Source organism: Pseudomonas sp. PS02302, assembly GCF_029959585.1.
GTDB classification, from domain to species: Bacteria; Pseudomonadota; Gammaproteobacteria; order Pseudomonadales; family Pseudomonadaceae; genus Chryseomonas; species Chryseomonas aestiva.
Genome location: NZ_JASCON010000025.1, coordinates 12,086 through 36,354, shown reverse-complemented (window position 1 = coordinate 36,354; position 24,269 = coordinate 12,086). Strand labels below are relative to the sequence as shown.

Here is a 24,269-nt window from a genome sequence, read left to right as displayed (position 1 = left end):
AGGCGGCAAGATGCCCGCACGTTTTTGGAGAACCACCATGCGCTCGGTCACCACCCTCACTTCCGCCGCTCTGCTGTTGCTGGGTCTGGGCTGCATCGCCCAGGCGCTCGGCAACCCGCATCCGCAACCGCTGATCCTGGCGGCCGTCGTCTGTCTGGTGGCCTTTGCCCTGCAGGAACCCGACGCCCTCCCCGTGCCTCAGTCTTTGCGCGTCTGACGGTCACGCAGCTGGCGTTTCAAGGCTTTCAGCGCCCTCGATAGCGCCGCCGGATCGGCGGGTCGACCGGCATAGCGCTGTGCCTGGAATTCCGCGGAGAACGCCATTATCGCCGCGCGTGCCGCCGGCAATTCGGCCATGGCGCGCCCGGCGAAGCTGCCGGCAGGCTCGCCGCCTTGCCGCTTTACCCCCTGGCGCGCCAGCAGGCGCTCGAACTGGCCAAAGCGCGTCAGCAGGGGATCGCGGGTCCGCTGCCAGGGCTTGAGCACCAGCAGCGCCATCACCCCGAGAACGCCCAGCACCACCACTGCCAGCAGCAGCCCCAGCCGTTGCAGCGAGCCCTCGCCGAGCAGCCGCTTGAACAATTCGCCCTGGGTGTCTTCCTGGTAGTTGAGCACCCAGCGCTGCCAGCCATAGTTGACGCGGTCCCAGCCCAGACGCAGTTCATTGAGCCAGGCCAGGTTGCGATAGCGATTGGCGGCGAAGGGATTGTCGGCGAGGAATTCGCTGGCCGCGCCCTGGGCCGCCAGGGCTTCCTGCAAGCCGCGCTCGATTCGCTCGGGCGCTACCTGGGCGGTGGGATCGACGCTGATCCAGCCGCGCCCTGGCAGCCAGTATTCCACCCAGGCATGGGCATCGAATTGCTGCACCAGCAGATAGCCACCCGCCGCGTTGAATTCACCGCCCTGGTAGCCCGCCACCACCCGCGCGGGGATGCCCGCCACCCGCAGGGCAAAGGTCATGGCGCCGGCATAATGGGCGCAGAAACCGCGACGGTTGTCGAAGAGAAAGGCGTCGATGGCATCGACGCTCGCCGTGGGCGGCTGCAGGGTGTAGACGAAGGGCTGCTGGCGGAAATAGGCGAGGATCGCCTGGGCCAGGGCCTCGGGCGTCGACGCCTGGGTCTTGAGCTGGGCCACCCAGGCACGGGTGCGCGGTTCGCCGCCACTGGGCAGCTGCAGCGCGCGGCGCTGGCTAGAGGCGGACAGCCGCTCCGGCTCGCGGATGGCCTGCGGCCAGCTGGACACCCAGTAGAGCAGCGCCTGGTCCACCGGGCGGCGGCGCTGCAGGTGGAAGTCGCTGGCCAGGCGCACGTCGCGCTGATCGCTGCGCGCCACGTCCAGGCCATAGAGCCAGGGCCGACCGCTCGGCTCCATGACCACCTGATAGTCCAGCCGGGCGCCGCCAGGCGTCCAGGCCGGTTCCGGACTCCAGGCGGTATCGGGATCCACCGACCAGCGCGCGCCATCGAAGCGCTCGTAGGTGGTGGCCCGCCAGTAGAGGTCACGCTGCGCGGGCCGGTCACCGGCGAAGCTGACCCGGAACACCCGCTCCGCGGATTGCGAGAGCTGGGCGATCTCCCCGGGTGCCATGCTGTCGCCCAGTCCGGTGCGCGCCTGGTCGCCCGGTTGCGGCAGCGACCACAGCGGACCGATGCGCGGAAACACCAGGAACAGCAGCAGCATCAGGGGCACCGCCTGCAGCAGCAGGGTGCCGGCGACCTTCAGCGTCGCCAGCGGCCGACTGGCCAGAGCGCTCTGCTGCAGACCGATCAGCGCCGCCACCAGCGCGGTCACCGGCAGCAGGCTGTAGAGCGCGGCGAGCAGACCGTCCTCGAACAGGTAGGCGATCACCACCGCGAAGAAACCCAGGTAGATCACCACCAGGGCATCGCGGCGACTGTGCATCTCGATCAGCTTGAGGGCGAAGGTCACCAGCAGCAGCACGGCACCGGCGTCCAGGCCGATGAAGGAGCCGCGCGACAACCAGATGCCGCCCATGGTCAAGAGCAGCAGGCCGCCCTTCTCGATCCGCGTCGGCGCCCGCACCCGCATGCGGAACAGCAGCACCCGCCAGCCGGCGCAAAAGGCCCAGAGCAAGCCGACCCAGGGCGGCAGATGGGTGAGGTGCGGCAGGATCACCAGGGCCTGGGCCACCAGCAGCCAGATCAGGGCGATGCGCGGAATGGGTTGCGGCACGGCGGTGCTCATGTCGGCCGTCCGAACAGGGCCAGGGCCTGCAGCGCCGCGTCACGCTGGCTCTCGCCGGTGGCCGGTGCCAGCTCCACCGCGGGCAGGCGTAGGCCGAAGCGCAGCTGGCGGGCGCTGCAGTCCAGCACCGCCTGACACAGCCAGGACAGCCGGGTCTCGGTGTCGCCATCGAGTACGCTGAAATCCAGCCAGAGTTCGCTGCCGGCCAGGGCGGTGAAGTCCTTGACCAGCAGGCCCTGCCCGCGGGAAAAGGCCTTCCAGTCCAACCGCCGGCGCGAATCGCCGGGCTGATAGGGCCGCAGACCCTGGAAGTCGTCGGCGCCCTGTCCCACCTGGCGCTGGCCTTCCTCGCCGCCGGCATCCTGGCCGCTGCGCAGCGGCGTCGTGGTCGCCAGGGGCTGCGGATAGACCAGGGCGCGCACGTCCAGGTCCAGCCAGCTCCAGGCGACGAACAGGCCGAGCGGAAAGCGGCTCTCCACGCGCAGCCGTCCGGGCCTCAGCCAGCCGCGGCTCGGCGCCGGGTGAAAGATCTGCAGGGCGACGCTCTCCTCCGCCGGTACGTCGCTGAGCACCAGCGGCTCGTTACGCCAGCCCAGGGCGATGCCCTGGTGCGCGCGGCCACTGCTCTCCAGGCGCAGGCGAAATCCGGCGACCTCCCCGGCGAACACCGGGCTGGTGCCGCCGCCGACCAGTTGCAGGCCGGCCAGGTTGCGATAGGTGTGCAACATGGCCACCAGCGCCAGGGAAAACAGCAGGAAGGTCAGGCCATAGGCCAGGCTGTTCTGGTAGTTGATGCCGGCCAGCAGCATCAGCAGCAGGGCGATGGCGAAGGCGCCGCCCTGGCGGGTGGGCAGGATGAAGATGCGTCGCTGATCGAGGGTGATGCGATTGGCCGGCGGAATCCGCCGTGTCAGCCAGCCGTCTCGATAGCGCTGCCAGGCGCCGCCGGTCACAGCGCCGGGACTTCGCGCAGCAGCCACTGCACCAGGGCGCCGCCACCGTGCCCGGCAGGATCGGCGATGTCGCGCAGGCGATGGCCGGCCACCGCTGGCAGCACCGTCTGGACGTCCTCGGGCAGCACGTGGTCGCGCCCCGCCAGCAGCGCCCAGGCCCGCGCCGCGGCCAGCAGCGCCAGGCTGCCGCGTGGCGACAGGCCGAGGGCGAAGGAGGTCTGGGTGCGGGTGGCCTCCACCAGGCGCAGCACATAGTCCACCACCGCCTCGCTGGCGTGGATGCGCGGCACCTCGGCCTGGATCAGCCGCAGCTGGGCGTGATCCAGCAGGGGCTCCAGCCGCGGCAGCTGCTCGCGTCCGGAACCGCCGAGCAGCAGCGCCCGCTCGGCGGCGCGGCCGGGATAGCCGAGCGACAGGCGCATCAGGAAGCGATCGAGCTGGGATTCCGGCAGGGCGAAGGTGCCGCCCTGGGAGATGGGATTCTGGGTGGCGATGACAAAGAAGGGATCGGGCAAGGGCCGGGTGGCGCCCTCGATGGTCACCTGCCCCTCCTCCATGGCTTCCAGCAACGCGCTCTGGCTCTTGGGCGTGGCGCGATTGATCTCGTCGGCCAGCAGCAACTCGGCGAACACCGGCCCGGGATGGAAGACGAACTGCCCGCTGTCGCGATCGAACACCGAGGTGCCGAGGATATCGCCGGGCAGCAGGTCCGAGGTGAACTGGATGCGCTGGAAGGACAGCCCCAGCACCTTGGCCAGGGCATGGCTGAGGGTGGTCTTGCCCATCCCGGGCAGGTCCTCGATCAGCAGGTGACCCCGCGCCAGCAGGCAGGCCAGCGCCAGCCTGACCTGGGTTTCCTTGCCCAACAAAACGCCGTCTACCGCCTTGAGACAGGCGTTCAACCTATCGTGCATGCCCTGAGGTCTCTCGCCTTGCGCCGACCCGAGAAGGAGTCGGCCTGCAGAACGAGAATAGCAGCACCTTTTGCCGGCGACCGCCGCCCCGGAGGTTTACCGCTTATTTCAGGGTGGCGAGGATCTCTTCCACGGCGCGGGCCGGATCGGCGGCGCGGGCGATGGGCCGGCCGATCACCAGGTAGTCGGAGCCGGCATCCAGGGCTTCGCGCGGGGTGAGGATGCGGCGCTGGTCGTCCAGGGCACTGCCGGCCGGACGGATGCCGGGGGTGACCAGTTGCAGCGCCGGCTGCGCGGCCTTGAGCGCCGAGGCTTCCTGGGCCGAGCAGACCAGCCCGTCCAGGCCAGCGCGAGCGGCCAGACCGGCCAGGCGCAGGACCTGCTCCTGGGGATCCACGTCCAGGCCGATGTCGGCCAGGTCCTCGCGCGCCATGCTGGTCAGCACGGTGACACCGATCAGCAGCGGCTTGGGACCGCTCATGGCCTCCAGGGTCTCGCGGCAGGCGGTCATCATGCGCAGGCCGCCCGAGCAGTGGACATTGACCATCCAGACGCCCATCTCCGCCGCGGCCTTGACCGCCATGGCGGTGGTGTTGGGGATGTCGTGGAATTTCAGGTCGAGGAAGACTTCGAAGCCGCGCGTGCGCAGGGCTTCCACTACCCCGGCGGCGCTGGCGGTGAACAGCTCCTTGCCGACCTTGACCCGGCAGGTGGCGGGGTCGAGGCGGTCGGCCAGCGCCAGGGCGGCGGACGACGAAGGGAAATCCAGGGCGACGATGATGGGAGACTGGCAGGCGGACATGAGAGCTCTCGGCAAAACGGCAAAGGCCGGCATTTTCGCAGAAAAGCGCCGCGCCGGCACTTGGCCGCGGTCTGCCCGCGCTCTTCTCCTTCAACTCGGCCTGAGCAATCGCTCGCGCAGCCAGTTGCCCGCCGGACCCAGCGGCCGCCGGCGCGACCAGACCACGTCCACCGCCACCCGCTGCGGCCAGCCGGGAACGGCCAGTTCCACCAGCCGTCCCTGGCCGAAGGTCGCCACCAGCCACAGCGGCAGCTCGGCCCAGCCGAACCCCTGCACCGCCATGTCCAGCAGCAGCAGATAGTCGGGCGCCGACCAGCAGCGACCGCGGGTGTCCGGCAGGCGACTGACCTGCTGGGAGGCTTCGGTCACGGTGCTCAGGCGCAGCAGGCGATAGGGCGCCAGGTCGGCGGGTGTAACCCTTTCCAGTGTCGCCAGCGGGTGATCGGCAGCCACATACAGGCCAAAGGTGACCAGGCCATCCAGGGTCGCGGCCTCGATGTCCGCCGGATAAGGCGGCCGACCCGCCAGCAAGCCGAGATCAGCGCGCCCCTGCACCAGGCTGAGCACATCGGCGTCCTCGGCGATCAGGCATTCGAATTCCAGATCCGGATAGCGCTGGTCCAGCTCGGCCAGCAGCGCCTCATAGCGGGTGGGCTGGTAGGTATCGGAGATCACCAGGGTCAGGCGTGGCTCCACCCCGGCCGCCAGCTGAGTGGCGCGATTGGCCAGGCGGTCATGGGCCGAGAGCACGGCGCGGGCCTGGTCGAGCAGTTGCTCGCCGGCCGCCGTCAGCACGGGGTAGCGACCCTGGCGATCGAACAGCGGCACCCCCAGATCGTCCTCCAACCGGGCGATGCTTTCGCTGATACTGGACTGCCGCTTGCCCAGCACCCGAGCCGCCGCGCTGAAGGAGCCGGCAGCAGCCGCCTCGACGAAGGCCTCGAGGGCTTCGGCATTAGGATACATATCGGCTCAGCCTATGGATTCCATTTTGATCTCCCCAGCTTAGCCGATGAGACTGAGGGCCTGTCCAGTGTGGAGTCGTCTCATGTCCAATTCGCTCAACCAGCGTCCCGTCAGTGCCCGCGTGCTGCACGCCCTGCTCTTCGAGGGCATCGCCGTGCTGCTTGCCACCCCGACCCTGGCCTGGCTGCTGGATCGTTCCCTGGGCCATATGGGCCTGCTCACCGCCGCCTTTTCCGCCATCGCCATGCTCTGGAATCTGGTCTTCAACCTGGGCTTCGATCGCTTGCAGGAGCGCCTGGGCTTCACCCGTGGCCTGGGTGTCCGGCTGCTGCACGCCCTCGGCTTCGAAGGGGGATTGATCGTGGTGCTGGTGCCCCTGGCCGCCTGGTGGCTGTCCATCGGTCTCTGGCAGGCGCTGCTGCTGGACCTGGGACTGATCCTGTTCTTCCTGCCCTATACCCTGGCGTTCAACTGGCTCTACGACCTGGGTTACGCCGCCTGGGTCAGGCGCACGAATGCGAGCTGCCGGGCGCACTGACGGCCTCTCCCGTGGTCGAAGCGGTATAGCCACTCAAGGAGAAGAAAGATGCCCTGGTATGCCTGGTTGATCCTGCTGGTTGCCATCGGCTCGGTGGTCGGCAGCCTGCTCATGCTCAAGGACACGGCGCGCAAGGTGCCCTTGACCGACGAACAGAAATCCAAGATCCGGCAGCGCAATGCCGAGATGGATGCCAAGGAGGCCCAGGACCGCTGAGTGCGCCCCGGGTTGTTTAGACGAAGCCCTGCCGCGTCCCGTGCGGCAGGGCTTCGTGGTCTCAGGACTCCAGCGGGACCTTGGTGTTGACGTACTCCGGCACCTCCGCCAGTGCCAGACTGCGCACCTGCTCGCGGGTCGGTCCCTGGCGCTTGGGTAGCGGCTCCAGGGACTGCGGCTGACCGCTCTGTAGGGCGCGCTCGATGGCCGCCAGCACGCGCACGTCGCGCCAGCCCTCCTCCCCGTCCATCTCCGGCTGGCGATCCTCGAGGATGCAATCGGAGAAATAGGCCGTCTCACCGCCGAAGTGATCCACCACCGGCGCCTTGAACTCCTCTGTCTCCCCATCCACCGTCAGGCGATAGCCGATGGCGACGCCTTCGCCGAAACCGAAGCACGGCGACGCCTCGATCGCGCCCTGGCGGCCCACCAGCTGGAAGCGCTCGGTGTTGGGGCCGCTGAAGCTGACGGAGAACGTCGCCAGCCGCTCCTCGGGAAAGCGCAAGGTCACGGTCACGGCATCCCAGGTGGTGATGTCTCGCCCGGGTGTCTGCACCCCGACGGCACTGACTTCGATGGGCTCGTCACCAAACAGCGCCCGCACGGCGTTGAGTGGATAGGGCCCCATGTCGGTGACGGGGCCGGCCCAGAAGCCGCTCTGGGCGCGGTGATTGGCCGTGTCGACCGGCTGGGTGAAGGTCGAGGTGAACAGGCGCGGATCGCCGATTTCGCCGTTGCGCACCCGCTCGATCATCTCCACCGTGCCCGGCTCGCAGTGCAGTCGATAGGCGATCATCAACTTGGCTCCGGAGCGCGCAGCCGCCGCGTTGATCGCCTGGCATTCTTCCTCGCTGATCGCCATGGGCTTTTCCAGCAGGACGTGAATGCCGGCGTCCAGCGCCGGTACGGCGAATTCCAGATGGCGGAAATTGGGCGTGGCCAGGTAGATCGCATCGATCTCGCCGGAAGACAGCAGCGCCGGGAATTCTTCGTAGGTATAGCTCTTGAGACCGTACTTGGCGGCCAGATCCCGCGCCTTGACGGGATCGCCGGTGACCAGGGCGGTCATCTCGGAATTGCGGGTCTGGCCGACCCCGGGCATGAAGGCGCCCTGGGAAATCCAGCCACCGCCTACCACTGCATAACGAATCTTGCCTGTCGCACTGGGCATGGAACGCTCCCGAATCCGGGCAGACGTTGTGTCCGCCACCTGAACTGTCGGCAAGCGTTGCGGCGATGAAGTTCCGGGCCGGTGTTCAGCACCGACCACCTGGCAGCCACGGACTAGCGCCGAAAGCGCAATTCGACCTCCGCCCCTTCGAAGTCGTCGCTGCGATCCCGACTGATCACCCGACCGCCCAGTTCGAAACGACCGGGGTCGCCTTCCTTGCGAAACAGCTGCGGCAGCAGACCCGCCTCGGCGACGCTGTTGTCGGCCTTGCCTGCGCCCAGGCGGCGAGCGTTCACCGACGGGGACGCCGCCGCTTCACCGGGCACGCTGAGGTCGAGCGGATGGGCGGCAGCCGGCGCCGGCTTGGGCACGGCAGGCTTCTTGAGCTGGCTGTTCCTGGCCAGGTCCTGTTTCTTGGGTGGCGGTGCAGGCAGCACGAAGGCCCTGGTCGGGAGCGGGTCCAGGCGGTAGGCGCGCAGATCGGCGGCGCTGCCCTGAGGCTCGGTTGCCACCGATGGCTTCGGCGCCTCTGGCGCTGGCGCCGCTGCCGGAGGCGTCTTGGCCGTGGCGGGCGGTGACTCGTTATCGCAGCCTGCCAGCAGCAGGGTCATGGCCAGCGCCGTCGTTGCCAGGTATCCACGCATAGGCTCACCACACTCAGGATATCGCCCCCGGAGCGAGGCACCAGGTGCGACAGGGGTCAGTCTCTACAACCGACTCCGCTGCCCCGTGGCGGGTTCCAGGCGTGCCGCTAGGCGGCCAGGCTTTCCTGGCAGAGCTGACGGGCGAGCAGCCCGAGGATCATCAGCGCCCGTTGAGCGTCGCGCCCCCAGGGCAGACCGCAATTGAGACGGATGCAGTGATTGAACTGGTCGGTGTTGCTGAAGATCATGCCCGGCGCGATGCTCACCCCCTGATCCAGGGCGCGCTGGTGCAGCAGGCGGGTGTCCACCCGCATCGGCAGGCTGACCCAGAGGATGAAGCCGCCATTGGGTCGACTCATCTGGGTGCCTTCCGGAAAGTGCTCCTGGATCGCCAGCTGGAAGGCGGTCATGTTGCGCCGGTATTCCTGGCGGATGGCACGCAGGTGGCGGTCATAGCCGCCGTTCTCCAGATAGGCGGAGACCCCCATCTGGGTCACGCTGCAGGCGGAATGGGTGGTAAAGGTCTGCAGGCGGCAGATGTCTTCCTGGTAGGGCCCGGCCACCACCCAGCCGATGCGGACACCGGGTGAAATGGTCTTGGAAAAGCTTGAGCAGTAGATGACCCGACCCTGCTTGTCGAGCGCCTTGAGCGCCTTGGAGCCGCTGTCGTAGGTCAGCTCGCCATAGATGTCGTCCTCGACGATGGCGATGTTGCGCTCCGCCGCCAGTCTGAGCAGCTGCTTCTGCCGCGCCTCCGGCATGCTGCCCCCCAGGGGATTGCTCAGCCGCGCGGCCACCACCAGGGCCTTGACCGGCCACTGGCTCGCGGCCAGCTGCAGCGCCTCCACGCTGAGTCCGGTCTCGGGATCGCAGGGGATCTCGATCACCTTGAGGCCCAGCACCTCGGCCAGCTGCAGCAGCCCGTAGTAGGACGGCGACTCGGTGGCGATCAGGTCGCCCGGCTTGGTCAGCACCCGCAGCGACATCTGCAGCGCATCCACGCAGCCATGGGTGATCACCACCTCTTCCGGACCCACCACCACCCCCGCATCGCGCAGGCGGATGGCCACCTGGCGGCGCAGGGGCTCGTAGCCCGGACTGTGCAGATAGGAAAAGGCCGCGCGAGCCTGGAAACGGGTCACCTTGGACAGCTGCTGGTGCAGGGCCCGCAAGGGCAGGTAGTCGGGCTGGGGGACCGCCATGCCGAGGGGCACCACGCCTTCCCGCCGCGATTCCGCCAGCACCTGGTTGATGATGCCGGCGCGGGTCACCAGGCTGGGCCGCTCCACCGTGGCGATGTCCGGCGTCGGCGCGGTCAGCGCCGGGGTCTGGTGCACATAGAAGCCCGATTGCGGCCGGGCCCGGATCAGTCCCTGGTCTTCCAGGGTGGCATAGGCCTGCAGCACGCTGGCATGGCTGACGCCCAACTGCTGGCTCAGCTTGCGCACCGAAGGCACCCGTTCGCCGGGTTTGTAGACCCCCGTGCGGATGTCGTTCGCCAGTTGCTGGGCGATGCGCTGATAGAGCAACAGATTGGTCATGGCGTCTTCCTGGACGAAAGCGGAACAGTAGCAGGCTACCCTGAAGGTATACCGGTACAGCTAGGCCTGACCTTAACCCTTCCCTTCCCGGGGCGGCAATGTCCAAAAACGACAAGGAACTGGCGCACCCCTCCTTGACGCCAGAGGCCTTGCCGCGCCCATGAAAAAGCCCGCCAAAGGGCGGGCTCTTGCACCGGGGTGGGCCTCAGATGGCCTTTTCCAGCTCGGGGATCAATTCGAACAGGTCACCCACCAGGCCGTAGTCGGCCACCTGGAAGATCGGCGCCTCCTCGTCCTTGTTGATGGCGACGATCACCTTGGAATCCTTCATGCCCGCCAGGTGCTGGATGGCCCCGGAGATGCCGACGGCGATGTACAGCTGCGGCGCGACGATCTTGCCGGTCTGGCCGACCTGCATGTCGTTGGGCACGAAGCCGGCGTCCACCGCGGCGCGCGAGGCGCCCACCGCCGCGCCCAGCTTGTCGGCCAGGGCGTAGAGGATCTTGAAGTTGTCACCGTTCTGCAGACCGCGACCACCGGAGACCACCACCTTGGCGGCGCCCAGCTCGGGACGGTCGGACTTGGCCAGCTCTTCGCCGACGAAGCTGGAGATGCCGGCATCCTTGACCAGGCTCACGGCTTCGACGGCGGCGGAACCGCCCTCGGCGGCGACCGGATCGAAACCGGTGGCGCGCACGGTGATCACCTTGACCGGCGCCGTGGAGCGCACGGTGGCGATGGCGTTGCCGGCATAGATCGGCCGCTTGAAGGTGTCGGCGGATTCGACGGCGATGATCTCGGAGATCTGGTCGACGTCCAGCAGCGCGGCGACGCGCGGCAGGAAGTTCTTGCCATTGGTGCTGGCAGCGGCCAGTACGTGGCTGTAGTTGGCAGCCAGCTCGACCACCAGCGGCGCGACGTTTTCCGGCAGCTGGTGAGCATAGGCGGCGTTGTCGGCCAGCAGCACCTTGCCGACGCCGGCGAGCTTGGCGGCGGCGTCGGCGACCGGCTGGGCATTCTGCCCGGCGACCAGCACATGGATGTCGCCGCCGATGGCCTGGGCCGCGGCAACGGTGTTCAGGGTAGCGCCGAAGAGGTTGGCGTTGTCGTGGTCGGCAATGACGAGAATGGCCATCAGATCACCTTAGCTTCGTTCTTGAGTTTTTCGACCAGCTCGGCCACGGACTTGACCTTGATGCCCGCCTGACGACCCGCCGGGGCTTCCACCTTGACCACCTCGTAGGAGGCTTTCACCGCCACGCCCAGGGCGTCCGGGGTCAGGGTTTCCAGCGGCTTCTTCTTGGCCTTCATGATGTTGGGCAGCGAGGCGTAGCGCGGCTCGTTCAGGCGCAGGTCGGTGGTCACCACCGCCGGCAGCTTGAGCGCCACGGTCTGCAGCCCGCCATCGATCTCGCGGGTCACGTTGAGGCCGTCAGCGGCCTGCTCCACCTTGGAGGCGAAGGTGCCCTGGGCGAAGCCGGTCAGAGCGGCCAGCATCTGGCCGGTCTGGTTGTTGTCGCTGTCGATGGCCTGCTTGCCAAGGATCACCAGCTGCGGCTGCTCCTTGTCCACCACGGCCTTGAGCAGCTTGGCGGTGGTCAGCGACGACAGCTCGGCGGTACCGGTGTCGATCAGCACGGCGCGATCGGCGCCCAATGCCAGGGCGGTACGCAGTTGTTCCTGCGCCTGGGCGGGACCCGCGGTCACGACCACGATCTCGCTGGCGATACCCTTTTCCTTCAGGCGCACCGCTTCTTCCACGGCGATCTCGCAGAAGGGGTTCATGGACATCTTGACGTTGGCCAGGTCGACACCGGTCTGGTCGGCCTTGACGCGGACCTTGACGTTGTAGTCCACCACGCGTTTGACAGCTACGAGAACCTTCATGAATCCCTCGATTTATTCTGGTGAATAAACAGGACGCCAAGGCGGCCTTGCGTTGGACACGACCCCTGTCGGCCCACACCTTGTTGCAAATCCTTCTTATGTTGACCTCCACGGCAGCAGGGGTCAACGCGACAGTCCGTCAGGGGCCAGTAACTCCCGAGTCTAACAGGCTTGCAGAAAATTTAAACAAACGTTTGAATGGGTGCCAGGGAGCACGCCGGATATAATGAAGTCTTTTGTTGCACCCCTATATAAATAACCAGATCGTGAGTTTTGCCTGAGGAGAGTGAGCCGTGGAACGCGAATACATGGAATTCGACGTGGTGATCGTCGGGGCCGGCCCCGCGGGCCTGTCCGCGGCCTGTCGCCTCAAGCAGCAGGCGGCCGAAAACGGCCAGGAGATCAGTGTCTGCGTGGTCGAGAAAGGCTCCGAGGTCGGTGCCCACATTCTCTCCGGCGCGGTCTTCGAACCCCGCGCCCTGGACGAGCTCTTTCCCAACTGGAAGGAACTCGGCGCGCCCCTGAACACCCCGGTCAAGCGCGACGACATCTACCTGCTCAAGGATGATCGCCAGGCGACCAAGGTGCCGAATTTCTTCGTGCCCAAGCCCATGCACAACGAGGGCAACTACATCATCTCCCTGGGCAATCTCTGCCGCTGGCTCGGCCAGCAGGCCGAAGCCCTGGGCGTGGAGATCTATCCGGGCTTCGCCGCCCAGGAGCCGCTGATCGATGAGCAGGGCGTGGTGCGCGGCATCATCACCGGCGACCTGGGCGTGGATCGCGAAGGCCAGCCCAAGGAGGGGGTCTACACCCCCGGCATGGAACTGCGCGGCAAGTACACCCTGTTCGCCGAAGGCTGCCGGGGCCATCTGGGCAAGCAGCTGGGCCAGAGATTCAAGCTTGGCGAAGGCGCCGATCCGCAGCACTACGGCATCGGCATCAAGGAGCTGTGGGAGATCGATCCGGCCAAGCACGAGCAGGGTCTGGTGATCCACACTTCCGGCTGGCCGCTGGACAAGGAGAACCCGGGCGGTTCCTTCCTCTATCACCTGGAAGACAACCAGGTGGTGGTCGGTCTGATCGTCGACCTGGCCTACAGCAATCCGCACCTCTCGCCCTATGACGAATTCCAGCGCTACAAGCATCATCCGGTGGTCGCGCAATACCTGGAAGGCGGCAAGCGCGTCTCCTACGGTGCCCGCGCCCTGGTCAAGGGTGGCCTAAATTCCCTGCCGAAGATGGTCTTCCCCGGTGGCGCCCTGATCGGCTGCGACCTGGGCACCCTCAACCCGGCCAAGATCAAGGGCAGCCACACCGCCATGAAGTCCGGCATGCTCGCCGCCGACGCCATCGTCGCCGCTCTGGCAGCCGGTCGCGAAGGCGACGAACTCCAGGGTTACGTCGACGGCTTCAAGGGCAGCTGGGTGCAGGAAGAACTGCACGCCAGCCGCAACTTCGGTCCGGCCATGCACAAGTTCGGTCCGCTACTGGGCCCGGCCTTCGCCTTCGTCGAGCACAATCTGCTGGGGGGCGCCCTGCCCTTCACCCTGCACGATCGGCGCATGGACCACACCTGCCTGAAGAAGGCCGACGAGGCCCCGCGCATCAGCTATCCCAAGCCGGATGGCAAGCTGAGCTTCGACAAGCTGTCCTCGGTGTTCCTCTCCAACACCAACCACGAGGAAGACCAGCCGGTTCACCTCAAGCTCAGGGATCCCTCGATTCCCATCGCGCAGAATCTGCCGCTGTATGACGAACCTGCCCAGCGCTACTGCCCGGCCGGGGTCTACGAGGTGGTCCGCGATGGCGGCGAGCCGCGCTTCCAGATCAATGCGCAGAACTGCGTCCACTGCAAGACCTGCGACATCAAGGACCCGGCGCAGAACATCACCTGGGTAGCGCCGGAAGGCAGCGGGGGTCCCAACTACCCCAACATGTAAGCGTAAAAAAGGGCCCTGCGGGGCCCTTTCGCTATCCAGCGGGCGCGACGGGAAAGAAGCTGCCGCGACTCCAGAGGCCGAGCCAGGAGCGGCCCTCGTGGGTGCTCTCCTCGACCCTCTCCATCAGCCGATAGAACACCGCCCGATTGAGCCGCGCCTCCAGACCGCCGCGCACCTGGACATAAGGTGCAGGCTGGTCATCCTGTTCTTCGAATCGCAGCGGGTGCTCGGCGCCGGCGGCGACTCGATCCCCGACGTTGGTGAGGAAATCCAGGGCCTGCTCCCTGCCGCTGCCACTCCATTCGACATCCACCGCCAGAAAGGGCACATCCTCGACCTGGATGCCCACGCACTCCACCGGCGTCACCAGTACATAGCGCTCGGGATCGCGCCTCAGGATGGTGGAGAACAGCCGGACCATGGCCGGGCGGGTGATGGGCGTGCCCTGGTGATACCAGGTACCGTCCCGGGCGATGCGCATGTCGATGTCGCCGCAGAACGGCGGGTGCCAGAGCTCCACGGGCGGCAGCTTGCCGTCCTCGGCGGCTGGCAGCTGCGCCAGCAGATTCCGCGTCACGTCAACCTGGGTCACGCCCTTCTCCTCTATCGGGAGCCCAAACCGAGTAGGCGTTGGGCATATTCATTGAGCGCCGGCCCGAGCAGGTCTTCCGGGCGCTCGTCATAGAACGTCAGGAAGCCGCCACGACTGCGGATCCGCGCTGTGTCCACCAGGCGGAAGGTAGCGGTCTCCACCAGCATCATCTGCACGACGCTACGATCGCGGCCGACCCGGCCCATGTCGTCCTGGTCTTCCCACTCTTCCCAGGTACCGATGCGATCGTCCGCGCCGGCGAAGCGGGTATAGAGCACATAGTGGGCCCCGAGTTGACGAGCCTTGGCCATAGCCTCGTCGAAGCCCTCTGGCTTATCCGCACGGCGCACCCGGGGGAAATACTCCACGAAGCCCTTGAACGCCTCCTCCGCCACCACGTTCGGCCGAGCATAGGGATGGCCCACGGGCACGAAGGCACCCTGGGCTATGTAGATGTAGGAGTCGGCCTGCAGCCGAAAGTTGTTCAGCCGCTGGGTCTTGCTGTAGTCGAGCAGCCCCGCGTCGCGCAGGTGGTACTCGACACCGGACGCCATGTCGCTGACGTTCATGCAGCCACCCAGGCAGGCCAGCAGCACGGAAATGAAGAGAAAACGCAGTTTGACCATGAAGAGCAGACCCCTGTCCGGCGCCAAGTTGTCGTCGATACAGGGGCCTTAGCAGCTTTCGCGCCAGTTCGAGGCGCAGCTGCTAGATCAGCCGCCGATGATCTTCATGACGGTCACGCCCCCCGAGAAGGCCACCTCCTGCTTGTCGCCCAGGGCCTTGACCAGCAGCCGCTGCAGCGCTGGCAATGCCAGGTGACGCGGCTTGTCCAGCAGATCGCCGACATAGTGGCGGTTGCTCGACGACAGACAGCCATGCAGCCAGCCAGTGGACGACAGGCGCAGTCGCGAGCAGGTCCGGCAGAAGGGCACGCTTTCGTTGGCGATGACACCGAAGTGGCCGCCCGACTCGACGCGATAGCGCAGCGCCGTGGAATCCACCGGCGCATCGGCCTGCACATAGGCATGACGCGAACCTATGATCTCCAGCAATTCGGCCAGGGGCACCAGCTGGTTGTTGAAGGTCGCGGGATTCTTGGCCAGGTGCCCCATGCGCATCAGCTCGATGAATCTCAGCTCGAAGCCCCGCTCCAGGCAGTACTCCAGCAGCGGCAGCACCTGGTCGAGATTCTGGCCGCGCAGGGGCACCATGTTCAGCTTGATCTTGAGACCGGCGGCCCGGGCCGCTTCCAGTCCGGCCAGCACCGTGGCCAGATCGCCCCCCCGCGCCAGACGCGGAAAGGCTTCGGCATCGAGGGTGTCGAGGGAGACGTTAAGGCGACGGATACCGTGGTCGATGAGAAAATCCAGCTTGCGTGGCAGCAGTTGACCATTGGTGGTCAGGCTGATGTCCTTGAGGCCGAGCTGGGAGACACGGGCGAGAAAGGGTTCCAGCCGCGGCGTGACCAGGGGTTCGCCCCCGGTGATGCGCAGCCGTTCGATACCGGCGGCATCGATGAGGTATTCCACGCCCCGGGCCATGGTTTCGGCACCGAGTTCGTCCTGCGCCGCCACGAGCCGCTTGCCATTGGGCACGCAGTACGTACAGGCATAGTTGCAGGCCGCCGTGAGGCTGATCCGCAAGTTGCGAAACGCCCTACCCTGGCGGTCAACGATCATCTTGGGGGTACTCCAGTGGGACAAGAGAAAAGGGATGGCGCGGCATCCCTTGCCTCTATCGGACCCTAGGATCGGACAGGCGTTTCGACGTCTCGCTTGCGGCGGTTGCCCATGCGCACGCCGATCTCCATGAGGAACTGGAAGAAACCTTCCTGATCCTCCAGCACGTCGCGCCAGAACGGTGAATGGTAAAGGGCCACGGCCCCATGCACCAGCGCCCAGGCGGCGCAGTAATGGAAATAGGGCGGCACGTCCTCGAGCTTGCCCTCGTCGATCCGGCCTTCGATCAGGCTGGTCAGCCGCTGGAAGTTGGAGGTGCGAATGCTGTGCAGCTGCTCGACCAGTTCGGGCACCTGACGCGTCTTGACCACCTTCTCCTCGAGTCGATCGAACAGGCGATAGCGCTGCGGATCGCTCATGCGGAATTCGAAATAGGCGCGGGAGAGCGCTTCGCGATCGCGGGCGACGTTGTCCGACTGGAACAGCTCGGCCAGGTCCCGCTCATAATCCAGCATCAGGCGCAGATAGATCTCGGCCTTGGAATTGAAGTGCTTGTAGATGGTGCCTTTGCCGATACCGACCGCCTCGGCGATCATCTCGACGGTGACGCTGTCTTCTCCTTCGGAGAGAAACAGCTGCAGGGCGGTATCGAGGATTTCCTGTTCGCGGCGACGGAACTCGCGGACTTTGCGGGATTCTTTCTGCATGGCAGCCCACTTGTTGTTTTGAAAAGGGATAGGGCCTTCGAATCGCCAGTCACCCCTCGGCATACCGGCACTTCGTCACACCTTGGGCGAGCTGCACCGAAAGCATCGGTGAACCGCGCGGGCGCGCCCCTTATTATGCCCCATCACACCCAGATTGTACGGATCGAGTCAATGTCTTCCTGGAAGCACGAATTCCCTCAGGCCTACGCCATGAGATACCTCAACCACGCGGCCGTGGCCCCGTGGCCCAAGCGCGCCGCGCAGGCCGTCACCGAATTCGCCGCCGAAAACTGCCAGTACGGTGCGCGCAACTATCCGACCTGGCTGGTAATGGAACAGCGCCTGCGCGATCGCCTCACCCGCCTGCTCAATGCGCCGTCCAGCAGCGACATCGCCCTGGTGAAGAACACCTCGGAAGCGCTCTCCTTCGTCGCCTTCGGCCTGGATTGGCAGAGCGGCGACCAGGTGGTGATCAGCGACGAGGAGTTCCCCTCCAACCGGGTGGTCTGGGAAGCCCTGGCCCGCTTTGGCGTCGAGGTGGTGGAAGTCAGCCTGGGTGACACCCCCGAGGCCAATCTGCTGGCCGCCTGCGGCCCGCGCACCCGACTCATGGCCATCAGCGCCGTGCAATACGCCAGCGGCCTGCGCCTGGACCTGCCCCAACTGGGCCAGGGCTGCGACGCCAAGGGCGTGCTGCTGTGCGTCGACGCCATCCAGCAACTGGGCGCCCTGCCCTTCGATGCCCAGGCCTGCAACTGCGCCTTCGCCATGGCCGACGGTCACAAGTGGATGCTCGGCCCGGAAGGCCTGGGGGTCTTCTATTGCCGCGCCGATCTGCGCGAGCAACTGAAGCTGCACGAGTATGGCTGGCACATGCTGGACAACGCCGGCGACTACAGCCAGCGCGAATGGCAACCGGCCAGGACGGCGATGCGCTTCGAGTGCGGCAGCCCCAACATGCTTGGGGCAGTGGCCCTGGAAGCGAGTCTGTCGCTGCTGGAGGATGCCGGCATGGAACAGGTGGGCAAGGACCTGCTGGCGCGGATCGAGCTGCTCGACAGCCATATCCGCCGCCTGCCCGGTGCCGTCCTGCATTCGCCGGCCAACGTCGAGCGGCGCTCGGGCATCCTCACCTTCTCGCTCGAGGGCTGGGACAACCGTCAACTGTTCGAACGCCTCAAGACCGCCGACGTGGTCTGCGCCCAGCGAGGCCCGGGCATCCGCCTGTCGCCACACTTCTATACCAGCGAGCACGTACTGGAACAGACGCTGGATCTGGTCGGGGCGCTGGCGCGCTTCTGATGGCCTGAAAGGCCCGGGATAGCCAGTGTCGGGGCAGCGCTATTCCAAAACTGTTTAAAAAACGTCCAATCCCGACTGGACCTTTCTCCGCGCTGACCAATACTCAAGTGACTGGCCGCGTCGACCCCCGCGGCGCGGGCCAGGGAGGCGGCTCTCCGTCCAGGCGAACCGCTGGTCCGGCCCGGGTATCCCTGGATACCCGGGCCATTTTTTTGCCTAGAGGGTGGCGCGTGGGAACAGCCGCCGGAAGTTGGCCGTGGTCTGCTCGGCGAGGGTCTCCAGACTGACGCCTCGCACGTCGGCCAGGCACTGGGCGACCTCGACCACGAATTGCGGCAGATTGGCCTTGCCGCGGTGGGGCACCGGCGCCAGATAGGGCGAATCGGTTTCCACCAGCAGGCGATCGGCCGGCACCTGGCGCGCGACGTCGCGCAGGTCGGCGGCATTGCGGAAGGTCAGGATGCCGGAAAAGGAAATGTAGAAGCCCAGGTCCAGCGCCGCCTTGGCCGTCGCCCAATCCTCGGTGAAGCAGTGCAGCACCCCGGCGCCTGGCAGGTCGGCGGCGCCCAGCATGGCCAGGGTGTCGGCCCGCGCTTCGCGGGTATGGATCACCAGCGGCAGTGCCGTGCGGCGGGCCGCCTCCAGGTGCAGGGCGAAGGACCGCTGCTGGATCTCGGCGGTGTCCGGCTGATAGTGATAGTCCAGCCCGGTCTCGCCGATGGCGGCGACGCGGGGATGGGCCAGCCGCGCCAGCAGCCAGTCGAGATCGATGGCACTGCCCTGGGCCGCATCCAGCGGGTGGATGCCCACAGCGCAGTGGACGTCGGCATAGCGTTCGGCCAGGGCCTGCACCGTGGGGGCGTTGCCGGCATCGACGCCGATGCAGAGGAACTGGCTGACGCCCCGGGCGCGCGCGGCATCCAGCGCTGCGTCCAGGGAACCGTCGTGAAGGGATAGATCGAGTCGATCCAGGTGACAGTGGGAGTCGACGAAGTGCACGAGAAATAGCCTTGAATCAGCAGCGACGCCCCGTCCCAGCGGGACGGCGCAGGCATCACATCGTATGGGTGGGACGGTCCGACTTCAGCGAGCCGGCCAGATAGGTTTCGATCTTGTTGCGCGCGGTATTGTCGCCTTCGTTGAACTGCACGCCGACCCCGGCGGCTCTATTGCCCTGGGCGCCCTTGGGGGTGATCCAGACCACCTTGCCGGCGACCGGGATCTTGTCCGGCTCGTCCATCAGGTTGAGCAGCATGAAGACCTCGTCGCCGAGCTTGTAGGTCTTGCCCGTCGGAATGAACAGGCCACCGTTGCGGATGAAGGGCATGTAGGCGGCATAGAGCACCGACTTGTCCTTGATGGTGAGGGACAGGATGCCATTACGGGGACCCAGGTTCTGCGGCAAACTCATGAGATTCTCTCGAGACAGGCAAGACGGACGCGCGGATCGCTAGCGTCCGGGCACCAGGCCGGCCCAGCGGATCAACAGCGATTCCAGCAACAATACGCGGTTGAGGTTGGCTTTGCCCAGCACCTTCTGCCGCTCGGCATGCAGCCATTCCTGCAGGGCCAGCACCGTCTGCGGCGCGCTCTTCTCGGCCAGATAACCCAGCACCTTGGCCATGTCCGGTGCGGCTTCGGCATCGGCGCCACCCCACTGCTGGCGCAGGACGCCATGGGTCCACTCGCAGAACCAGTCGAGCAACAGCGGCAGCGGCACGGCGTTCCAGCTCTCGGCCAGCTGACTGGGCGCCGCCTGACGCTTGAGCAGGCGCTTCACCCCCTCCACCACCAGGGCCCGGCGGGCGAGCACGTCCTCGCCATGCAGGCGCAGGGCCGCCAGCGGCGAGCCGCCGGCCAGCACCAGCAACTGGATGCGGATCTCTTCCTCAAGCTCCGGCAGGCGCTCGCCCAGCCAGGCGAGACTCTCGGCACGCGAGGGCACCGGACAGGCCTGCTGCACGCAGCGGCTGCGCACGGTGGGCAGCAGGCGACTCGGCTGATGACTCACCAGCAGCAGCACGGTAGCGCCCGCGGGCTCTTCCAGACTCTTGAGCAGGGCGTTGGCGGCATTGAGGTTCATCGCCTCGACCGGCTCCAGCAGGATCAGCTTGCGCCCGCCCAGCTGGGCGGTCTGGGTAACGAAGTCCACCAGCCCGCGGATCTGGTCGACGCGGATGGGCTTCTCGGCCTCTTCCGGCTGGATCACGCAGTAATCGGGATGGGTCCCGGCCCTGAGCAGGGAACAGGCCTTGCACTGGCCGCAGGCGGCATCGCCCTGGGGCGCCTGGCACAGCAGCAGGGCGGCCAGGCGTTCGGCCAGATCACGCTTGCCGATGCCGCGCGGGCCATGCAGCAGATAGGCATGGGGATGCTGCCGCCGGGGCGAGATCCGCGCCCAGAGGTCCTGCTGCCAGGGATAGACGTCAGCCACCAAGCGTCGACTCCAGGGTGGCGACCAGAGCGCGCAGATCCGCCTGTACCTCGGCGAGGCTGCGCGAAGCGTCGATCAGGCGATAGCGGGCCGGCACGGCCCGGGCGCGATCCAGATAGGTCTGGCGCACCGCCTCGAAGAAGGCGCGCTGCTCCTGCTCGAATCTGTCCAGGGCGCCACGACGGGCGGCACGGGCCAGGCCGATGTCCACCGGCAGGTCGAACACCAGGGTCAGATCGGGTTGCAGATCATCCAGCACGAAGGCTTCCAGGGTGGCGATGCGCTCGACGGGTACGCCGCGGCCACCGCCCTGGTAGGCATAGGTCGCATCGACGAAGCGATCGCAGAGCACCAGGGCGCCGCGCGCCAGGGCAGGCCGGATGACCTGGGCCAGGTGCTGGGCGCGGGCGGCGAACATCAGCAGCAATTCGGTATCCACGGCCATGGGCTCGGCCGCCGGCGCCAGCAGGATCTCGCGGATACGCTCGGCCAGCGGCGTACCACCCGGCTCGCGGGTCAGCACCACCTCACGCCCGCTGGCGCCGAAGAGTTCGGCGAGATAGTCGCGGTTGGTGCTCTTGCCCGCGCCCTCGGGGCCTTCGAGGGTGATGAACAGGCCATTTGCCGTCATGGGGTTTCCTTGGTTTCGGGCGTCTGCGGAGCGGGACTGGAGCGATAGTCGGAGCGCCGCTTGAGCTGGAAGTCGCGGACCGCCTGGTTGTGCGCCTCCAGGTCCTTGGAGAAGACATGGCTGCCATCACCACGGGCGACGAAATACAGGCTGTCGCCGTCCTTGGGATGCAGCGCCGCATGGATGGCCTCGCGACCGGGCATGGCGATGGGTGTCGGCGGCAATCCCGCGTTGAGATAGGTGTTGTAGGGCGAAGGCTCGCGCAGATCGGCGCGGGTGATCCGGCCGCTGTAGCGGTCGCCCATGCCGTAGATCACGGTGGGATCGGTTTGCAGCAGCATGCCGGTCGCCAGGCGCCGGACAAAGACCCCGGCGATCTCGTCGCGCTCTTCGGGGACGCCCGTTTCCTTTTCCACCAGCGAGGCCATGATCAGCGCCTGGTAGGCGTCCTTGTAGGGCACCGCGGGATCCCGCGCCTGCCATTCCTGATCGAGCACGGCCTGCAGGCGCTGGTTGGCCTGGCGCAACAGATCGGATTCGCGCTGGCCCTTCACATAGCGATAGGTATCGGGGAAGAAGCGCCCCTCGGGGTGCTGGCCGTCCAGGCCCAGGCGTTTCATCAGGACCGCATCGTCCAGCTCGGCGGTATCGTGCTCGAGCTTGGGCTGGCGCGCCAGGGCAGCGCGGACCTGGCGGATATTCCAGCCTTCCACCAGGGTGAGGCCGTACTGCACCACCTCGCCCTTGCGCCAGAGGCCGAACAGCTCCTCTACCGTCATGCCGGGGGTCAGGCGGTATTCGCCGCTGTGCAGCGTCTGCCCGGCCAGATTGAAGCGCCAGTACAGGCGCAGCCAGAAGGCGCCATCGAGCACACCCTGCTCTTCCAGGCGCAGCAGACTGCCGCCCGGAGTCCCGCCCTTGGGGATCTCGATCAGTTGCTCGCCGTCGACTTTCAACGGCTGAATCAGTGCCTGGTGCTGGCGCCAACCGGCCAGGACCAGCAGCAGGCCACCGGCGGCCAGGACCGCCGTAAGCAGAGCTCTCGCCTTGCGCATCGGCTATTCCAGAATCTCGTTTATCGAACCTTGCAGTTTACGGGTCACCGGCCCCACGGACCAGTTCGCGGCTGCGTACCGGCGCACGGGCCAGATACCGTATTGGCTGTTGCAGAGGAAAACTTCGTCGGCGCCGAGCAGATCGTCCAGCGCCAGCGGCCGGACCTCGCTCGGGATGCCTGCCTGGGCGGCGAGGTCGAGCAACAGACCGCGCAGCACGCCGGCCACGCCACAGTGATCGAGCGCGGGGGTCTGCAGCCGCCCCGCGCAGACCAGAAACAGATTGCTGAACACCCCTTCGATCGGCCGGCCGTCCTGATCCAGCATCAGGCCTTCGGCATAGTCGGTGCTGATCCATTCCCCACGCGCCAGGACCTGTTCGAGTCGATTCAGGTGCTTGAGCCCGGCCAGCAACGGCTGGGTAGCCAGACGCGTCGTGCAGGGATAGAGGGCGATACCCTCGGTCGCGTGCGCCGGTGGATAGGCCGGCGTGGGCGAGCCCAGCAGCAGGCGCCGCACCTCGGGGTCGGCCGGCGGAGCGTAGCCGCGCAGGCCATCGCCGCGGGTAAGCAGCAGCTTGGCCACGCCCTCCCCCAGCAGCGCCGCATAGGCGCGGATCTCGGCGTCCAGCTGAGCGATGTCGCAGGGAATACGCAGCCGCTGGCAACCGGTGGTCAGCCGCTGCAGATGACGATCGAGCAGCCGCGGCTGGCCACGGCGTACCGCGATGGTTTCGAACAGCCCATCGCCATAGGCCAGACCCCGATCGCGTTGGAGACCAGGGTCCAGCGGTTGGCCGTTGAGCCAGTCCTGGATCAAGCGTCGAAGCGCCGGAACACCAGACTGCCGTTGGTGCCGCCGAAGCCGAACGAATTGGACAGCGCCACTTCGATGGGTCGCTGCCGTGCCTCGTGGGGCACGAAGTCCAGATCGCAGCCGTCGCTGGGATTGTCCAGATTGATGGTGGGCGGCGCCACCTGGTCGCGCAGGGCGAGCACGGTGAAGATGGCTTCCACTGCGCCCGCGGCGCCCAGCAGGTGACCGGTCATGGACTTGGTGGAGCTCACGCTCAGACGCTTGGCCTGCTCGCCGAACACCTGCTTCAGGGCCGCCACTTCGGCCAGGTCGCCGGCCGGCGTGGAGGTGCCATGGGCGTTGACGTAGTCGACCGCTTCCGGCGCGATACCGGCATCCTTGAGCGTCGCTCTCATGCAGCGAGCGGCGCCCGCGCCATCTTCCGGCGGGGCGGTCATGTGGAAGGCGTCCGCGCTCATGCCGAAGCCGATCAGCTCGGCATAGATGCGGGCACCCCGTGCCTTGGCGTGCTCGTAGTCTTCCAGCACCAGGGCGCCGGCACCGTCGGACAGCACGAAGCCATCGCGATCGCGATCCCAGGGACGACTGGCGCGGGTCGGATCATCATTGCGGGTCGACAGGGCACGCGCCGCGCCGAAGCCACCCAGACCCAGACCCGAGGTCGCCATCTCCGAACCGCCGGCGACCATGACGTCGGCTTCGCCATAGGCGATGTTGCGCGCCGCCATGCCGATGCAGTGCGTCGCCGTGGTACAGGCGGTGGCGATGGCATAGTTGGGGCCCTGCAGACCCAAGTGGATCGACAGGAAGCCGGACACCATGTTGATGATGGAGCCCGGTACGAAAAAGGGGGAAATACGGCGGGGACCTTGGGCGAGCAGCGACTGGCAATTCGCCTCGATATTGGTCAGTCCGCCGATGCCGGAACCCATGGCGACACCCATGCGCTCGCGATTGCCGTCGTTGACCTCGAGACCGCTGTCACGCATGGCCTGGAAGCTGGCGGCGAGACCGTATTGGATGAACAGATCCAGCTTGCGGGCTTCCTTCGCGGACAGATACTGCTCCACGTCGAATCCTCTGACCGATCCGCCGATCCGCGTGCTGAAGGCAGAGACGTCCATATGCTCGATCGGCGCGATACCGCTGCGACCGGCCAGGATGCCTTCCCAGCTGCTCGCCACATCGGCGCCAAGCGGCGATACCATGCCCATACCCGTGATCACGACACGTCTACGCGACACACCCAACTCCTCTTGTCCTTCCG

The 24,269-nt window shown here is 66.8% G+C and carries 26 protein-coding genes; 5 read left to right on the top strand and 21 right to left on the bottom strand.

The genetic code is table 11. From position 1 onward, the window contains the following. Positions 1 to 10 precede the first annotated feature (10 nt). Positions 11 to 217 (top strand): hypothetical protein, encoded by a 207-nt coding sequence (locus QMX82_RS10785; RefSeq protein ID WP_282283259.1) that lies wholly within the window; start codon positions 11 to 13, stop codon positions 215 to 217. On the opposite strand, the gene QMX82_RS10780 is transcribed toward QMX82_RS10785, so the two are convergent. The 5 genes from QMX82_RS10780 to QMX82_RS10760 all read right to left on the bottom strand — a co-directional run bounded on the left by QMX82_RS10780 (position 199) and on the right by QMX82_RS10760 (position 5,843). Next, the gene (locus QMX82_RS10780) at positions 199 to 2,208 is read right to left on the bottom strand and encodes a transglutaminase TgpA family protein (protein ID WP_282283257.1); all 2,010 of its coding nucleotides are present in this window, start codon (positions 2,206 to 2,208) and stop codon (positions 199 to 201) included. The two genes, QMX82_RS10785 and QMX82_RS10780, sit on opposite strands and share 19 nt — an antisense overlap. Next, positions 2,205 to 3,161 carry a DUF58 domain-containing protein gene (locus QMX82_RS10775; RefSeq protein ID WP_282283255.1) on the bottom strand — a complete coding sequence of 319 codons (957 nt, stop codon included), beginning with the start codon at positions 3,159 to 3,161 and terminating at the stop codon, positions 2,205 to 2,207. Before QMX82_RS10775 ends, QMX82_RS10780 begins: the two co-directional genes overlap by 4 nt. Further along, a complete protein-coding gene (locus QMX82_RS10770) occupies positions 3,158 to 4,075 on the bottom strand; it encodes an AAA family ATPase (protein WP_007160574.1) in 918 nt (305 codons plus the stop codon). The genes QMX82_RS10775 and QMX82_RS10770 overlap by 4 nt, the downstream gene beginning before the upstream one ends. Positions 4,076 to 4,178: 103 nt before the next feature. Further along, positions 4,179 to 4,877, bottom strand: a complete 699-nt coding sequence (pyrF, locus tag QMX82_RS10765; RefSeq protein WP_282283252.1) for an orotidine-5'-phosphate decarboxylase — start codon at positions 4,875 to 4,877, stop codon at positions 4,179 to 4,181. 90 nt (positions 4,878 to 4,967) lie between these two features. Further along, positions 4,968 to 5,843, bottom strand: a complete 876-nt coding sequence (locus QMX82_RS10760) for a LysR family transcriptional regulator (protein WP_282283250.1) — start codon at positions 5,841 to 5,843, stop codon at positions 4,968 to 4,970. Positions 5,844 to 5,925: 82 nt separating this feature from the next. Here QMX82_RS10760 and QMX82_RS10755 point away from each other — a divergent pair, with 82 nt between their 5' ends. Together QMX82_RS10755 and QMX82_RS10750 are read left to right on the top strand one after the other, a co-directional pair. Beyond that, positions 5,926 to 6,381, top strand: a complete 456-nt coding sequence (locus tag QMX82_RS10755; protein ID WP_282283248.1) for a multidrug/biocide efflux PACE transporter — start codon at positions 5,926 to 5,928, stop codon at positions 6,379 to 6,381. Between the two features lie 48 nt (positions 6,382 to 6,429). Further along, positions 6,430 to 6,597: a DUF2897 family protein gene (locus QMX82_RS10750; protein ID WP_017641898.1), complete on the top strand. Its 168-nt coding sequence runs from the start codon at positions 6,430 to 6,432 to the stop codon at positions 6,595 to 6,597. Between the two features lie 61 nt (positions 6,598 to 6,658). Here the strand turns inward: QMX82_RS10750 and QMX82_RS10745 are convergent, their stop codons facing one another. The 5 genes from QMX82_RS10745 to QMX82_RS10725 all read right to left on the bottom strand — a co-directional run bounded on the left by QMX82_RS10745 (position 6,659) and on the right by QMX82_RS10725 (position 11,840). After that, positions 6,659 to 7,768 carry a Gfo/Idh/MocA family protein gene (locus QMX82_RS10745; RefSeq protein WP_282283246.1) on the bottom strand — a complete coding sequence of 370 codons (1,110 nt, stop codon included), beginning with the start codon at positions 7,766 to 7,768 and terminating at the stop codon, positions 6,659 to 6,661. A gap of 113 nt (positions 7,769 to 7,881) precedes the next feature. Further along, positions 7,882 to 8,412 carry a hypothetical protein gene (locus QMX82_RS10740; protein ID WP_282283244.1) on the bottom strand — a complete coding sequence of 177 codons (531 nt, stop codon included), beginning with the start codon at positions 8,410 to 8,412 and terminating at the stop codon, positions 7,882 to 7,884. Positions 8,413 to 8,519: 107 nt separating this feature from the next. Then, positions 8,520 to 9,953, bottom strand: a complete 1,434-nt coding sequence (locus QMX82_RS10735; RefSeq protein ID WP_282283242.1) for an aminotransferase-like domain-containing protein — start codon at positions 9,951 to 9,953, stop codon at positions 8,520 to 8,522. Between the two features lie 205 nt (positions 9,954 to 10,158). Beyond that, positions 10,159 to 11,088 (bottom strand): electron transfer flavoprotein subunit alpha/FixB family protein, encoded by a 930-nt coding sequence (locus tag QMX82_RS10730; protein WP_208692172.1) that lies wholly within the window; start codon positions 11,086 to 11,088, stop codon positions 10,159 to 10,161. Continuing rightward, complete coding sequence (locus QMX82_RS10725; RefSeq protein ID WP_133862694.1) at positions 11,088 to 11,840, bottom strand: electron transfer flavoprotein subunit beta/FixA family protein; 753 nt, start codon at positions 11,838 to 11,840, stop codon at positions 11,088 to 11,090. The genes QMX82_RS10730 and QMX82_RS10725 overlap by 1 nt, the downstream gene beginning before the upstream one ends. Before the next feature lie 293 nt (positions 11,841 to 12,133). Between QMX82_RS10725 and QMX82_RS10720 the strand changes: the two genes are divergently transcribed. Beyond that, a complete protein-coding gene (locus QMX82_RS10720; protein ID WP_133862693.1) occupies positions 12,134 to 13,783 on the top strand; it encodes an electron transfer flavoprotein-ubiquinone oxidoreductase in 1,650 nt (549 codons plus the stop codon). 31 nt (positions 13,784 to 13,814) lie between these two features. On the opposite strand, the gene QMX82_RS10715 is transcribed toward QMX82_RS10720, so the two are convergent. From QMX82_RS10715 to QMX82_RS10700, 4 genes are all read right to left on the bottom strand, one after another. Beyond that, positions 13,815 to 14,375, bottom strand: coding sequence for a DUF1285 domain-containing protein (locus tag QMX82_RS10715; protein WP_282283235.1), 561 nt, complete (start codon positions 14,373 to 14,375; stop codon positions 13,815 to 13,817). A gap of 11 nt (positions 14,376 to 14,386) precedes the next feature. Continuing rightward, positions 14,387 to 15,001 (bottom strand): DUF4823 domain-containing protein, encoded by a 615-nt coding sequence (locus QMX82_RS10710; protein ID WP_282283233.1) that lies wholly within the window; start codon positions 14,999 to 15,001, stop codon positions 14,387 to 14,389. A gap of 87 nt (positions 15,002 to 15,088) precedes the next feature. After that, positions 15,089 to 16,057: a GTP 3',8-cyclase MoaA gene (locus QMX82_RS10705; protein ID WP_208692175.1), complete on the bottom strand. Its 969-nt coding sequence runs from the start codon at positions 16,055 to 16,057 to the stop codon at positions 15,089 to 15,091. Between the two features lie 65 nt (positions 16,058 to 16,122). Next, positions 16,123 to 16,764 carry a TetR/AcrR family transcriptional regulator gene (locus QMX82_RS10700; RefSeq protein WP_007160588.1) on the bottom strand — a complete coding sequence of 214 codons (642 nt, stop codon included), beginning with the start codon at positions 16,762 to 16,764 and terminating at the stop codon, positions 16,123 to 16,125. A 171-nt stretch (positions 16,765 to 16,935) separates the two neighbouring features. Between QMX82_RS10700 and QMX82_RS10695 the strand changes: the two genes are divergently transcribed. Beyond that, positions 16,936 to 18,066, top strand: coding sequence for an aminotransferase class V-fold PLP-dependent enzyme (locus QMX82_RS10695; protein WP_158892633.1), 1,131 nt, complete (start codon positions 16,936 to 16,938; stop codon positions 18,064 to 18,066). Between the two features lie 216 nt (positions 18,067 to 18,282). Here QMX82_RS10695 and QMX82_RS10690 read toward each other — a convergent pair whose 3' ends face one another. From QMX82_RS10690 to fabF, 7 genes are read right to left on the bottom strand one after another with little or no spacing between them, the layout of a single operon-like run. Further along, entirely contained in the window at positions 18,283 to 19,065 is a 783-nt protein-coding gene (locus QMX82_RS10690; protein ID WP_273861369.1) for a TatD family hydrolase, read from the bottom strand. Between the two features lie 55 nt (positions 19,066 to 19,120). Further along, positions 19,121 to 19,477 (bottom strand): PilZ domain-containing protein, encoded by a 357-nt coding sequence (locus tag QMX82_RS10685; RefSeq protein ID WP_017641886.1) that lies wholly within the window; start codon positions 19,475 to 19,477, stop codon positions 19,121 to 19,123. Positions 19,478 to 19,516: 39 nt separating this feature from the next. Next, a complete protein-coding gene (locus QMX82_RS10680) occupies positions 19,517 to 20,500 on the bottom strand; it encodes a DNA polymerase III subunit delta' (protein WP_282283221.1) in 984 nt (327 codons plus the stop codon). Then, positions 20,493 to 21,131 carry a dTMP kinase gene (gene tmk, locus QMX82_RS10675; protein ID WP_282283219.1) on the bottom strand — a complete coding sequence of 213 codons (639 nt, stop codon included), beginning with the start codon at positions 21,129 to 21,131 and terminating at the stop codon, positions 20,493 to 20,495. The genes QMX82_RS10680 and tmk overlap by 8 nt, the downstream gene beginning before the upstream one ends. Continuing rightward, positions 21,128 to 22,186: an endolytic transglycosylase MltG gene (gene mltG / locus QMX82_RS10670; RefSeq protein ID WP_282283217.1), complete on the bottom strand. Its 1,059-nt coding sequence runs from the start codon at positions 22,184 to 22,186 to the stop codon at positions 21,128 to 21,130. The genes tmk and mltG overlap by 4 nt, the downstream gene beginning before the upstream one ends. 3 nt (positions 22,187 to 22,189) lie before the next feature. Continuing rightward, the gene (pabC, locus tag QMX82_RS10665) at positions 22,190 to 23,002 is read right to left on the bottom strand and encodes an aminodeoxychorismate lyase (RefSeq protein ID WP_282283302.1); all 813 of its coding nucleotides are present in this window, start codon (positions 23,000 to 23,002) and stop codon (positions 22,190 to 22,192) included. Continuing rightward, entirely contained in the window at positions 23,002 to 24,246 is a 1,245-nt protein-coding gene (gene fabF / locus QMX82_RS10660) for a beta-ketoacyl-ACP synthase II (protein ID WP_158892619.1), read from the bottom strand. The genes pabC and fabF overlap by 1 nt, the downstream gene beginning before the upstream one ends. Positions 24,247 to 24,269: the final 23 nt, after the last annotated feature.